This window comes from Martinezella calliandrae (genome assembly GCF_030272695.1).
GTDB lineage: Bacteria > Pseudomonadota > Alphaproteobacteria > Rhizobiales > Rhizobiaceae > Rhizobium > Rhizobium calliandrae.
Genome location: NZ_JARFYN010000045.1, coordinates 24119 through 38127, shown reverse-complemented (window position 1 = coordinate 38127; position 14009 = coordinate 24119). Strand labels below are relative to the sequence as shown.

Sequence of the window (14009 nt, the reverse complement as noted above, 5' to 3'; positions counted from 1 at the left end):
GATGACGCGCTCGGCGATCGCTTGATCGGGCTGATGGGCAATCCTGATTCGACCTATGGCCAAGTCTTCATTCTGCTGACGATGCTTCGTCACCACGGAACATTCGGTAGTCAGGTGGCCATCATCATCGGCGCACTCTTGGACCGGGTGTGGCGCGGCGCTCCGTACCATCTAAAGCTTGATCTGATCGACACGGCGGGTTGGTGCTGGCGCGCAGAAGATCCCGAGCGTGAGGCGCTGATCCTGAAACTCGATTCTCTTCCAAAAGACCAGCATGTCTTCATTTCAACGACGATCCTCGAGGCCCTTCAGCATCTCGGTGCGCTCGACGAAGGCACCACGCAGCACAAAGCAGTAGTGAGGGCTGAAATCGCCGAGTGTTTGGCACATCAAGATGATCCAGACGCTTGCTCGCGTGCCTTTGGCATCTACAGCGCGTGCATGGATCATCCCTATTCGGAAGCATATGCGGAAGTTTTCAATACCCTGCCGACCAGCGAGCGAGCACAGATGTTCACGATGGCCGCGCGCGGTGCCGACAGCAACGCTTTCTTCGTCGTGATGCTCATTACTGACATTGCCGGACTGTCGGATGCGGCCGTGACCGGCGAACTGGCGCGCTTTCTCACTCCGCCTGACAAAGACAGCTTCAACCTTAGCGACCCGATCCAAACCTTCACTCTTGCCCATCTCGCCTTTGCGAGCGGTGCTCTGCCATTGCCTTCGACCGGCTCGACGGCGTCGATGCAGGAGAACCTGACGTGGACCGCAATCGGCGAAGTCCTCTACTGGATGAATCGCGCTGATTTCACGCTGGAAGTGCGGCAGCGCGCAAGCGCTTCAGCGATGACTGCAGTAATGGCGAATGTTTCCGGCAATGCCATCAACGCGATGCGTTTGATTGAGCAAGCACATGTTGAGGGATGGACGCGACCGGCCGGGCTGCCACCATTCAATCATTCGGCAGCTTCACTGATGCCAGCGGTAGGAATCAAGCTCGCCAAAGAAGCGTTGGACAAACCTGAAACTCTGACCGGCACCTTCAAGTTCTACGACATTCAGGAACGCACCGCCGATCTGGCCTTCGCGCTTGCATTGATCGGTCGGTACAGCACGACGGCCGACATCGCGTATCTGCGCAATTTCATTGCCGACAAGAGTCTTGGGACGTCGGCGATCTCCGCCATTCGCGGCATCGAAGAGCGGCTCGTTGCTGTCGCCTGATGGATGCCCTTCAGCGAACGGTAAGCGACGCCTTGTCGGTCGACCCGATGGACGCCCGTTGGAAAAGGATCTGCTACGGACCTCAAAGCAAGGTCAGTCCGAGCAGCTACCTGTGATGACTTTACGTCCACGCCTGCACTCCCGACCGCTATACGTCCGCAAGTGTCTACGCGAGAATCCTAAACGTCCTATCGCTTGCGGAAGCACCATCTCAGGCGCTCGAAAAGGGTTGGCCCTTTATACTCTGCGATCTCTGCGTAGTAGTACGGGTGCCTCTCATCCAATTGCTTTTGCTCGCCGTAGAACAGCCTCTCGTAAGGCTCCCCACGGAAATCGAAATGACAGTAGAGGTGTGGTTTGTTGTAGTACTCGTCGCCATTCGAATTGAAGGACTCGATCCCTTCGTATGGGACAGCACCCAGTAGCATTACCTTGATTGCCTCCGGCGGCGGATTGGCGGCGTATTCCTTCCAGCCGTTTCCTTCATTGTTCACATAGGTCCATCGCAGGCCCAAAAGCACGCCTCGATCATAGGTGCCCATGAGGCCGACCCGAAACCATGAGGAAATGCGTTTCTCATTTTCGTTGATGTCGGGGTACTCATCGACGCGGGCAACGTCATGAACGATGACGTCGGAAAGGTATTTTTCTTTTGCGGCCTGTAGGAAATGGGCTTTGAAAACGGGCAGCCATTTGTCGCGTAGCGCGATTTTTTCTTCCGGCGTCAGCCCACGTCCCTTTTTGCCGAGTCCGGTGGCAGAGGATTGGCCGGAGGCCTATGCCATGCTGACCATCGAGGCGAACGCCGATATCGCGCCGTTCCACGATAGGCAGATGGCGGTGCTGACACGGGACCAACGCATGGCCTGGCTGGACGGTCTTCTCCCTGAAGAGGAAATCCTGCGGCCGCTGCCAGCGCGGACCTTCCGGATCAAGCGTCACGCCGGTGCGCCTGCCCAGCCGACGCTGGCGCTCTAAAGCGCCAACCGCAACTGCGGCTCCGCTGCGGAGGTGCTCCGTTCCAGTGAGGACAGCGAGACGCCGAGCAGGCGAATACCCTTTCGGGGCGGAAAGATAGGCACCAGCAGCAGGCTGACGATCTCCTCCAGGTCGGCGATTGCCGGCAGCGGTGCGGGAACGGTCTTGCTGCGGGTGATCTGGGCGAAGTCAGAATATTTGACCTTCAAAGTCACCGTCTTGGCGCCGATGCCATTGGCCTCACAATAATCCCAGACCTTTTCGATCAGCGGCTGAAGCCTTTCACGGGCCGGGTCGTAGGCATGGAGATCTTGTGAGAAGGTATCCTCGGCGCCGACGGATTTGCGCACCCGGTTCGGCTTGACTTGACGCTCGTCGATGCCACGGGCAATGCCATAAAAATAGGGTCCCGACTTCCCGAAATACTCGGCCAGCAACTCAAGGGTCTGTTGCTTGAGATCGGCACCGGTGTCGATCCCTAGCCGATGCATCTTTTCGGCCGTCGCGGGGCCGACCCCATGGAATTTCTTGACGGGGAGGGCCTCGACGAAGGACGGCCCATTCTTCGGCGTGATGACCGCCTGGCCGTTGGGCTTGTTGAGGTCGCTCGCCATTTTGGCGAGGAACTTGTTATAGGAAATCCCCGCCGAGGCATTGAGGCCGGTGACTTGCTTGATCCTCGCGCGGATCTCCAGCGCGATCTCGGTGGCGATGTCCATGCCCTTGAGATTTTCGGTGACATCGAGATAGGCCTCGTCGAGCGAGAGCGGCTCGATCAGCGGAGTGTATTCAGCGAAGATCTCGCGGATCTGCTGCGACACCGCCTTGTAGACATCGAAGCGTGGCGGCACGAAGATCAGCTCCGGACATTTGCGCTTGGCGGTCACCGACGGCATCGCGGAGTGGACCCCGTATTTGCGCGCCTCGTAGCTCGCCGCCGCGACCACGCCGCGTGCGGCCGGATAGCCGACGGCCACAGGTTTGCCTCGAAGCTCGGGATTGTCGCGCTGTTCGACAGAGGCATAGAAGGCGTCCATGTCTATATGGATAATTTTACGCACGCGATGGCCGGGCGAGGGGACGACGTCCACCTCGCTCCTATATTCGCCTTCGTACAGCTGCGCGCTCAGCATCCAAATCCCTTCAACCGGCCTTATCTATCCTATCCAAACCTGCGCCAGAAATGAGCAGCAGTAACCGAACGAACCGGGCACCGCGATCGATCCGCCTTACTGTCGCCGATAAAAATCCTGCAAGCACGTCGCAAGATATTCGCTTTTCTATCCCGCTGTATTTGTAAGCGAATCAAAAAAATACGCGGACCGGCATTCAAGTCTAATGATCGATACATGAAGAAGAGTCGCTTGGCGGTTGATTGACTCCTTTTCAAAGTAAGAACAAATAGGGAACATATCAACAGTTTCCATCGTTGCAAAGCCCGAAGGAGGTGGCATTTCGCATGCGTGACCACGCCGTCAACCCCGTCATCGCCGAGCTGCGCGAGCGCATCGAACGGCTGGAGGGAGGGACGATTCAGAGTCGCGCGGTGCTTCCTTTTGGCGTCCCGGCGATCGACGGCCACCTGCCGGGAGGAGGGTTGGTCCTCGGCGCCCTGCATGAGGTGGCCGGCGGCGGCAATGGAGCGATCGACGGCGCTGCCGCCGCATCCTTCGCCGCCGGAATCGCCGCCCGCACCAAGGGCAAGGTGCTCTGGTGCATGACGCGTGCCGATCTCTTCGCGCCGGCGCTGGCCCAAGTCGGCCTGCCGCCCGGCCGTGTCATCTACGTGGAAGCGGGCGACGAGAAGGCACTGCTTTCCTGCATCGAGGAGGGATTGCGCCATGGCGGACTGGGTGCTGTTGTCGGTGAGCTCGCGCGGCTGTCAATGACTGCCTCTCGCCGACTGCAGCTCGCCGCCGAAGGCTCCGGCACGATCGGCATCGCCATCCGCCGCTGGCGGCGCCAGGCGGAAGCGTCCGATTTCGGGCAGCCGACCGCCTCGGCCACCCGCTGGCGGGTCTCGGTGCTGCCCTCGACGCCGCTGCCGGTACCTGGCGTCGGCCGCGCTCGCTGGCTGCTTGAACTCATCCGCGCCCGCGCGGGTGAAAGTGCTGATTTCGAAGTGGAGGCATGTGATGCCAAGGGTCGTATCGCTCTTCCTTCCGACGTGGCCGACGGATCGCCTCAGAAGGAAATTGGGCGACGCTTCGCCACCGCCTGAGACGCCGCTCATCCTGATCGGCCGCCAGCAGAGGCGCCGGAGCGTGGTCGCCGTCGACCGCGCCGCCCAGGCCGCAGGCTTGCGCGTCGGCATGCCGGCCACCAAGGCGCAGGCGCTTGTGTCCGGGCTTGTGGTCATGGATGCCGATCCAGGCGCCGACCTCGAGGCGCTCGAACGTTTGGCGCTCTGGGCGCTGCAGTGCTATGCGCCGATCGTTGCCGCCGATCCGCCCGATGGCCTGGTGATCGATACGACCGGCGCCGATCATCTGCATGGCGGCGAGGAGCTGATGCTGTCCGGCATGGTCAATCGCTTCTTTCACTCCGGCATTGCCGCGCGTGCGGCCGTGGCCGACACCTGGGGTGCGGCGCATGCGGTCGCCCGATATCGGGCCGATCCGACACTTGTCGTTCCGCCGGCCGCGCAGGCGAACGGCCTGCATGCTCTGCCGATCGCAGCACTTCGTCTCGATAGTGCCATCACCGACGGTCTTCGGGCTCTCGGTTTCAAGACAATCGGCGACATTGCCGGCCAGCCGCGCGCGCCGCTTGCGCTTCGGTTCGGGCCTGAGCTCGGCCGCCGGATCGACCAGGCCATGGGACGCGTTGCGGAGCCCATCGATCCCCTGCGCACGCCCGACCTTATCGAGGTGCGCCGCGCCTTCGGCGAGCCGATCGGCGCCGCTGAGACGATCGCGCGCTACACGGCCAGGCTGGTCGATCAGCTCTGTCACTCGCTTGAAGAAAGGGGGCTTGGCATCCGTCGGCTCGATCTCTTGTTTCAACGGGTCGACAACACCTACCAGGCGATCCGCGCCGGCACGGCGACGCCGGTTCGCGACGTCAAGCGGCTGACGCGTCTCCTCACCGACCGGATCGAAACCATCGATCCCGGCTTTGGCATCGAGATCATGTCGCTGACGGCCACCATCGCCGAGCCGCTGGTGGCGCGGCAAGTCATCTCTTCGCTCGTCGAAGAACCGGAGGCCGATGTGTCCGGGCTGATCGACATAATCGGCAACCGCATCGGCGAGCGGCGGCTTTTTCGCGTGGCACCTCTTGCCAGCGACGTGCCCGAACGCTCCACCACCCGCGTGGCGCCGATGACCCCTGATAGTGGCGAGACTTGGCCGAGCCACTGGCCGCGCCCCACCCGGCTGCTGCCGTATCCCGAGCCGATCGAGACCATGGCGCTGCTGCCGGATCATCCGCCGGTCCATTTCACCTGGCGCGGCGTGCGCCGGCGCGTCAGGCGGGCCGACGGCCCGGAGCGGGTGTTCGGCGAATGGTGGAAGCGCGATGCCGAGCTTGCTGCGGTGCGCGACTATTTCCAGGTCGAGGACGACGCCGGCGAGCGCTACTGGATTTTTCGCGCCGGCGACGGCGAGCACGGTGAGACCGGCAGCCAGAAATGGTTCCTGCACGGGATATTCGGATGACGGAAAGCGCGCGCTATGCCGAGCTGCAGGTGACCTCGCATTTTTCCTTTCTGCGAGGCGCCTCGTCTTGTGAGGAACTGTTCGCGCAGGCCGCCGAACCCGGCATCGAAGCGCTGGCGATCGTCGATCGCAATTCGCTGGCCGGCATCGTGCGCGCCCACCAGGCGGCCAAGGACACCGGCATTCGTCTGATTGTCGGCTGCCGCCTCGATCTGACCGACGGCATTTCCGTACTCGTCTATCCGACCGACCGGCCGGCCTATGCCCGGCTCTGCCGCCTGCTGTCGCTCTGCAAGAAGCGCGCCGGCAAGGCAAAATGCCAGCTTGGCTGGGCCGATCTCGTCGCCTACGGCGAGGGCCTGATCGCCGTCCTCATTCCGGATGAAGCCGACGAGGCCTGCGCACTCAGCCTGCGCCGCCTGCGCGAAGCCTTCGGCGACCGTGGCTGTCTGGCGCTCACCCTCCGCCGCCGGCCGAATGACCAGCTGCGGCTCCATGAGCTCTCGAACATGGCCGCCGCCGCCCGCGTGCCAACCGTCGTGACGAATGATGTGCTGTTTCATGTGCCGGAGCGGCGCATCCTGCAGGATGTCGTCACCTGCATTCGTCACAACATCACCATCGATGACGCCGGTTTTCGGAGGGAACGGCACGCCGATCGCTATCTGAAGCCACCGGAGGAGATGGCGCGGCTGTTCAATCGTTATCCGGAGGCGCTCGCCCGCACCATCGAAATCATGGAGCGTTGTCGCTTCTCGCTCGACGAACTCGCCTATCAATATCCGGAGGAACGCTCGCATACGGAACTGACGCCGCAGCAGACGCTTGAACAGCTCACCTGGGAAGGGGCGGCGGCACGCTATCCGGAAGGCTTGCCGAAAAAGGTGAGGGCAAACATCGAGCACGAGCTGCGGCTGATCGAAAAGCTCGAATACGCGCCGTATTTCCTGACGGTGAATTCGATCGTCCGTTTTGCCCGATCACGCGACATTCTTTGCCAGGGCAGGGGATCGGCTGCCAACTCCGCCGTCTGCTATGTGCTCGGCATCACCTCGATCGATCCCGACCGCAACGATCTGCTCTTCGAGCGCTTCGTCTCCGAGGAGCGGCGCGAGCCGCCCGACATTGATGTCGATTTCGAGCACGAGCGGCGCGAGATCGTCATGCAATGGGTGTTCGAAACCTATGGCCGCGATCATGCCGCCCTCTGCTCGACCGTCATTCGCTATCGCTCGAAGGGTGCGGTGCGCGACGTGGGCAAGGCTTTGGGCCTGCCGGAGGATATGACGAAGATGCTCTCGTCCGGGGTCTGGGGCTGGGGCGAGGATGTCGGCGAAAAGCACGCCGAAGAGCTCAACCTCAACCTCTCCGACCGGCGCCTGCGCCTGACGCTGGACCTTGCCCGCCAGCTGATGGGAGCGCCTCGTCACCTGTCGCAGCATCCCGGTGGATTCGTGCTTACCCGCGACCGCCTCGACGAGCTGGTGCCGATCGAGCCGGCGGCGATGGTCGACCGGCAGGTGATCGAATGGGACAAGGACGATATCGACATCCTGAAATTCATGAAGGTCGATTGCCTGGCATTGGGAATGCTCTCCTGCATGAAGCGCGGCTTCGATTTGCTCACCGAGCACAAGGGTATCGATCTCGATCTCGCGACCATCCCGGCCGAGGATCCACGCACCTATGCGATGATCAGGAAGGCCGACACGCTCGGCACCTTCCAGATTGAGAGCCGGGCGCAGATGTCGATGTTGCCCAGGATCAAGCCGCGCACTTTCTACGATCTCGTGATTGAGGTGGCGATCGTCCGCCCCGGTCCGATCCAGGGCGACATGGTGCATCCCTATCTCCGGCGGCGGGAGGGTAAGGAAACGGTCGACTATCCGAAGCCGGAACTGGAAAAGGTGCTCGGCAAGACGCTCGGCGTGCCGCTCTTCCAGGAACAGGCGATGCGGGTCGCGATCGAATGCACAGGATTCACCGCCGGCGAGGCCGATCAGCTGCGCCGCGCCATGGCCACTTTCAAGCACACCGGCGGCGTATCGAAGTTCGGCCAGAAGCTGATATCAGGCATGGTGGCCAACGGCTACGAGCCGGAAATTGCGGAAAAGACCTTCAAGCAGCTTGAGGGCTTCGGCAGCTACGGCTTTCCGGAAAGCCATGCCGCCTCCTTCGCTTTGATCGCTTATGCCTCCTCCTGGCTGAAATGCTGGCATCCGGACGTGTTCTGCTGCGCGCTGCTCAACGCCCAGCCGATGGGCTTTTACGCGCCGGCCCAAATCGTCCGGGATGCCCGCAATCACGGTGTCGAGGTTCGCCCTGTCTGCGTCAATGCAAGCCGCTGGGATTGCACGCTCGAGCCGACGGAGGATGACGGCCGCTTCGCCGTGCGGCTCGGCATGCGTATGGTCAGGGGCCTTGCCAATGCAGATGCCGCTGCGATTGTCGCGGTGCGGGCCGATCGGTCGTTCGCCTCGGTCGATGATCTCTGGCGCCGCGCGCGCGCGTCGGCGGCCTCGCTCGTCGAACTCGCAGAGGCTGATGCCTTCCAGCCGTCGCTCGGTCTGGCCCGGCGCAAGGCGTTGTGGGCGATCAAACCGCTCAGGGACGAACCGCTGCCGCTCTTTGCCGCCGTATCCGCCCGGGAAGAAACCACCGTCGCTGAAATCAACGAGCCGGTGGTGGCGCTCAAGCCGATGACCTCGGGCGGGGAAGTGGTCGCCGACTATAGCCATGTCGGATTGACGCTCCGCGATCACCCGCTGTCCTTCCTGCGGGAGGATCTCAGGCGTCGCCGTATCGTCAACTGCGCCGAGGCAATGCAGGCCCGCGATGGAAAATGGTTGGAGGCTGCCGGCCTTGTGCTCGTCCGCCAGCGCCCCGGTTCCGCCAAGGGCGTGCTCTTCATCACCATCGAGGACGAAACTGGGATTGCCAATCTCGTTGTCTGGGCAAAAGTCTTCGAGAAATACCGCCGCGTCGTGCTCGGCGCCGGCATGCTCGGGGTCTATGGCCGCATCCAGAGGGAAGGGGATGTCGTACACCTCGTCGCCCACCGGCTGGCCGACCTCACGGACGAATTGGCGAGCGTCGGCGAACGGGATGCTGCCTTTCCGCTGCCGCATGGGCGCGGCGACGAATTTCATCATGGGGCGCCGAGGCCCGATCCGCGCGGGATACCGAAGGGGCCGAAACCGCGCGATATCATCGACCCCTATCTGCATCTCGATGAGATCAGGGTGAAGACGCGGGATTTCAGGTGAGGAATGACGGGGTCGTGGGTTCGATTCCTATCAAGGCGCCGGGCTGCAAAATTGCTGGGTCTCGGGTTCCAGCCACTTCACCCCGAAATCTACGAAAGAAGAAAATAGCCAGCTTGACCGCTACCTCGTCGGGTGTCGTTTTCGATTGCAGAGGGTAGCCGCCAGTCTTTTGCAGCATGGCGAACCGACGGTCGCCCCGTTCCGGCCCGGCGAAATAGCACACGCTTAGGCCGCCGACCGTTAGGCGCACGATGAGCGATCGATCCCATCTGCGTTAGGCTGGGCGGTCCATTCGTTCATCCGATCGACTGAGCCTCGAATAAGTAATAGGAACAAACAGCCCCTCCTATTCAAGACGCTCGACTCAAAATCGACCCCGCGATTCACGCCGAATAGTGTCGTATTCAAGAGGTGTACAACTCACCACCTCCAGACAAGTTAAGGGCGAGCTCTCTTGCGAAAACACACCAATACAGTACAGTGAAGGTAAGGTCGGAGTTCTTGCTGGGGAGTAGGGGATTGTCTGAGCTTTGCGCCTTGAATTTTGTAAATGTCGGTCCGAAAGGAACCTTCAAGGAGAGCGGCGACCTCAAAACGAGCCCGCAAGACATCGACGCCATCTTTTCTTATCTAGAGCAAGCCAAGTCGACGAAGCTCGTGGTCCATTTCCACGGAGGACTGATTTCTGAAGCCTCGGGTGCGGCGACAGCTTTGAAAATGGCACAGGTCTACTCAAAAGCGGGCGCCCATCCCGTTACATTCATCTGGGAGACCGGCCTACTCGAGACCGTGTCCCGTAACGTCTTACAGATCGGCGAAACCAAGCTATTCCAGACGCTCCTGAAATATCTTCTGCGCCAGTTGGCCAAGCGATTTGGCGTTGACCTTGGTGGTCGGGGCGCCGTTGGCGAGGTGAGCGACGAAGATGTCAAGCGGCAGCTCGCGGAGAGCGATCCATTTAGTGACAAGGAAGCCGTTGTCCGGGCAAAAGCCGAGTCTTTGAACGAAGCGGATTTGCAGCAGCTCCGTACGGACATGGAACTGGATATTCAGAACGATTTGGAAACTGACGATGCTGTGGGAGGCGTGACTGCGCCACCACCGGACGAGAAGAAACTGATGAAACCGGCGCTGAGTGACAATCTGAGGGACGAGGCAGGCCGAGGGTTTTCGATTGCAGGAGTAGCAATCCTCGTGGCGAAGGTTGCCGTACAGGTCGTACGCCGATTCATGAAGGGACGCGATCATGGCTTGTACACCACCGTTGTCGAGGAGATCTTGCGCGCGCTCTATCTGGCAGACTTTGGTGCTTGGACATGGGGTGGCATGAAAACCGTCGCATCGGCAATGTGGTTGCCGAACACCGAGCCGCTCGGGGAAGACGCCTATCCCGGCAGCTACTTTATGCTTAAACTTTCAGCATACCAGCAAGCCAATCCCGACGTTGTCGTCGATCTGGTCGGTCATAGCGCCGGCTCTATTGCGATATGCAACCTCTTCGCCGCGCTCGAACGGCAAAAAGTCGCCCTTCGCATTCGCAACGTCATTTTCCTGGCTCCTGCTTGCCTGAGCCGATTGATGTATTCCGAAATTGTCAGCAAACCAGCACGGTTCGAACGTTTTCGCGTTTTTACGATGACTGACGAAAATGAACAGAAGGACCAGCTCGTTCCCAAGTTCTATAATAAGTCGCTCCTTTACTTCATCTCTGGCGTGCTGGAAGACGAGCCGGACACGCCCATCGCCGGCATGCAGCGTTTCTGGACGGGCAAACCGCCCTTCATCGATCCATTTCTTCTGGACTCGACCGCTTGGCTTGGCGACCCCGGAGCGCGGCGGTCCGTGCTATCGATTGCGGCAGAAGGAGGCGACGGCTTTCTCAGTTCTGCTCTACGCCACGGCGACTTCGATGATGATCCACCAACCCTCGCAAGTTTGCGAGCCATCGTGAGCGCGTGAGGTCGGACCATGCCAGAACAGAACAAAGATTTTGCTTTGGTCGTCGGCTTCAATCACTACCCTTTCTACGCCGATGGCGGCAATCTCAGGGGTGCGATCGCCGATGCATGTAAGTTCGCGGATTGGCTTAAGGACAAACAGTCTGGAGGCGGCCTTCCGGATGCGAACTGCAAATTGATCACCTCCACCGGCGACCCCTTGGCGCCGGATGTTCAGCAAATCGAGGATGCACTCGTAGAGATCTGGCAGCTCGCTAATGCCGTCGGCGGCGGTCGACGCTTCTACCTGTTTTTCAGTGGCCACGGTCATTCATTCGACACCGTTGGCCAACAGCTCCCCGATGTCGCACTCTGCCTTCCGCGTTGGTCGCGCGAGCTGCCAAACAAATCCATCAGCGCCAATCATCTGATGGGCTGGGTCCAGCGCTGCATGCCTTTTTCCGAAATTGTCATGTTCTTCGATTGCTGTCGGTCACGGATTCTCAAGTCCCGCGCGCAAGATACCGCCGGCGGCTGTCCGACGGCCAGAGAAGGGTACCAGGATACAAAAATTGTCAGCATCTTCGCGGCTGAGCATGAGCAGAGAGCCTTCGAAGGCGCTCAGGACGCCGACACCGAGGTGCGGGGCTATTTCACTACAGCACTTCTCGCCGGACTGAAAGGCGCAGCCGCCCCTGCCGGAGAAGACATCACCCAGTTCGCACTCTGGGATTATCTGCAGGCCGAAGTACCCAGGCTTGCAAAGGTGGACGGCCGCCAGCAAGTCCCCAAAAGGGGGATGCAGCTACCACCGGAGCGACTTGTCTTCGGTTCTCCCTCTCCGCTCGGGCCAGCGCCTGGGCCAGCAGCGGCGGCGAGTAATTTCGAGATAAGGTTCAAAGGCTGGAGAAACGGCTCGATCCGCCTTCGTGATGCAGACAGCAAAGTCCTCCGCGAAGGTCCGGCATCGAGCGGACCATGGCCGGTCATGTTCAAGTATGAGGTGAACCTCCTCGAGCACGTGGAGACCGGCGATACCATGTCGATATTCTTCCGCCCGGGAATGGAGGGCCAGCATGCCACCTTCTGAAAGCGATAGCGCAACGTCCCAAGAACAGCAACGTTTTCCCTTCGCGATCACCGCGGTTGCACCCGATGGCAGCGGCAATTGGGACTATGACTGCCGAATAACGATCTTCGACGGTAGAAACCGGATACAGGGCGGTGGAAACGGCCGGGTAAATCTCGATTTGCGCAAAGGGCTCTACGTCGTCCGTCTGGTCTCGGCAGGATCAATGACCGAGAAAGTCATCGTGCACGAAGGTCCGACGGACCTGGACATAAAAGGACCAGTGCGTAGCTCGGCTTTGCCTGCTTCCGACACGAGGGATCACCACGAATACTACATCGGGCCTGCGCGCCAATTCAGCAGAGAATCGACCACGGACGCGCCCCCATCGAGCGCCGGATCCTGCCGCTTGATGATCATGTTCCGAACGCGCGATATGGAAGAGAACGGGGCTTTCGCCGGCGTCGACCTTGGAAGTCTGCAGACTCCCGATGGAGATGTCGTCACGAGTTTCCAGGACGAGGATTTGGCCCGCGATCCAGGGGCCGGTTGGGCGATTTTCTCGGCATGCCTGAAGCCTGGGCCATATCTACTTATCAATGAGGAGAATGCCGATCAGATCGTCATGCCGATCCATCTGTTCAGTGGATGGGACAACCTGATGTTTGTTCCGGTCGACATGACGAGAGGTGGCGGAAGAGAGGAAAAGTCTCCTCGGGTCAATCTGTCCCGCGCGAGTCTCGACATGGTGGCGCACGATCGGGGTTTCGAGCCCGACGACGGCTTCAGCCAGAAGATCGATGCATCCGTCCAGGTTCTTGGAAAGCGCTTCGGCGCGATTCCCGAAAACATACGCACGGCAGCAATCAACGGGAAATTCGACCATCCGTTGGCCGGGCTGATCGGAGCCTGCGCGCATTTCCTCCGCGATGAGCCGGATCCGAATCTCGAAGCTGCGATGCTGCGGAACCTGTGGTCTCTCATGCCGGGATCACCCGACGTGATCGGCTTGTTCTTCCTGTCCCTACGGAGGAAGGACTCGCAGCGCCCCACCGATCTCGCCGCCCTTCTCGCTGCAGCTGAAGCGGCCTTCGGCAAGAGCATTGCGGCGTTGCTACCACTCGCCACGCCGCCGATGTTGCGGCCCACTTTGGATGCAATTATTGCGCTGAGTCAGGAACTGCCCGATCTGATCGCGGCGCGGTCCTGGCTGGAAACCGCATCGATCAGCGACTATGCTGCGGGTCCCTGGGGCGTCTTCGACGGAAGCCCGATGGTCTCGCTCGTCGTGTCAGCACAAAGGTCGGTGCAAGCTCCCCTCAGCCACCAAAAGCTTTACCCGATCGTCAAATCGGTATTTTCCCTGACGCTCGATCTCGCGCGCCGGGCGGATTGGGCGATAAGCAAGGATGCGACAATTAAATCCATCGCAGAATCTCCTCTGGCCCTCGAACTCGGCCGGACACAGCTCGGGGCCAAACTTCAGGAGCTTCAAGTTCAGTTCTTTCCGGACCTGATCGGTGCAAACGATACGGTTTCAGACGTGGTTTCGAAAATTCGAGATCAGAGCGACAATATCATGCATATCGGCGTCAGCTCGAGTCTGCCGCAATGGCTTCTCGATATGGCGCAAGATGTCGTCGCGCAAGAAGACATCGATTCGATGGCTCGCGATCTTGCACGCCGCGCCCAGGTGCCGATCCGTGTCGCGGCCTCGGCATTGCAACTTGCCAAGGGATCCAAGTCGACGTCGGACGGAACTGCTCCTACCTTGGAAGCCGGCGCCTGAGGATCTCGCCCATAGTACCCGCCCAAGAGCAGTCTCTTAGGCAGCGGTGGTATCGCTGCGCGGTCGATCGTCGCTAAGAGTTCAGAA

The 14009-nt window shown here is 60.6% G+C and carries 9 protein-coding genes and 1 pseudogene; 8 read left to right on the top strand and 2 right to left on the bottom strand.

Annotated features, from left to right (window positions below; all coding sequences use genetic code 11):
• Positions 1–21: 21 nt before the first annotated feature.
• Positions 22–1224 (top strand): hypothetical protein, encoded by a 1203-nt coding sequence (locus tag PY650_RS26715; protein ID WP_285882607.1) that lies wholly within the window; start codon positions 22–24, stop codon positions 1222–1224.
• A 188-nt stretch (positions 1225–1412) separates the two neighbouring features.
• On the opposite strand, the gene PY650_RS26710 is transcribed toward PY650_RS26715, so the two are convergent.
• Positions 1413–1766: a hypothetical protein gene (locus PY650_RS26710; protein ID WP_285882606.1), complete on the bottom strand. Its 354-nt coding sequence runs from the start codon at positions 1764–1766 to the stop codon at positions 1413–1415.
• A 208-nt stretch (positions 1767–1974) separates the two neighbouring features.
• Between PY650_RS26710 and PY650_RS26705 the strand changes: the two are divergent.
• Positions 1975–2202, top strand: a pseudogene (locus PY650_RS26705) (SOS response-associated peptidase family protein); the annotation flags it as partial.
• On the opposite strand, the gene dinB reads toward PY650_RS26705, so the two are convergent.
• A complete protein-coding gene (gene dinB, locus PY650_RS26700) occupies positions 2199–3239 on the bottom strand; it encodes a DNA polymerase IV (RefSeq protein WP_285882626.1) in 1041 nt (346 codons plus the stop codon). The pseudogene PY650_RS26705 and the gene dinB overlap by 4 nt on opposite strands.
• A gap of 422 nt (positions 3240–3661) precedes the next feature.
• Here dinB and PY650_RS26695 point away from each other — a divergent pair, with 422 nt between their 5' ends.
• The 6 genes from PY650_RS26695 (at position 3662) to PY650_RS26670 (ending at position 13922) form a co-directional block, all read left to right on the top strand.
• Positions 3662–4423 (top strand): ImuA family protein, encoded by a 762-nt coding sequence (locus PY650_RS26695; RefSeq protein WP_285882605.1) that lies wholly within the window; start codon positions 3662–3664, stop codon positions 4421–4423.
• Positions 4338–5861 (top strand): Y-family DNA polymerase, encoded by a 1524-nt coding sequence (locus tag PY650_RS26690; RefSeq protein WP_285882604.1) that lies wholly within the window; start codon positions 4338–4340, stop codon positions 5859–5861. Before PY650_RS26695 ends, PY650_RS26690 begins: the two co-directional genes overlap by 86 nt.
• Entirely contained in the window at positions 5858–9127 is a 3270-nt protein-coding gene (locus tag PY650_RS26685; RefSeq protein WP_285882603.1) for an error-prone DNA polymerase, read from the top strand. The genes PY650_RS26690 and PY650_RS26685 overlap by 4 nt, the downstream gene beginning before the upstream one ends.
• Positions 9128–9538: 411 nt before the next feature.
• Positions 9539–11086: a hypothetical protein gene (locus PY650_RS26680; RefSeq protein ID WP_285882602.1), complete on the top strand. Its 1548-nt coding sequence runs from the start codon at positions 9539–9541 to the stop codon at positions 11084–11086.
• A 9-nt stretch (positions 11087–11095) separates the two neighbouring features.
• The gene (locus tag PY650_RS26675) at positions 11096–12154 is read left to right on the top strand and encodes a caspase family protein (protein WP_285882601.1); all 1059 of its coding nucleotides are present in this window, start codon (positions 11096–11098) and stop codon (positions 12152–12154) included.
• Positions 12141–13922 carry a hypothetical protein gene (locus PY650_RS26670; RefSeq protein ID WP_285882600.1) on the top strand — a complete coding sequence of 594 codons (1782 nt, stop codon included), beginning with the start codon at positions 12141–12143 and terminating at the stop codon, positions 13920–13922. The genes PY650_RS26675 and PY650_RS26670 overlap by 14 nt, the downstream gene beginning before the upstream one ends.
• Positions 13923–14009 lie beyond the last annotated feature (87 nt).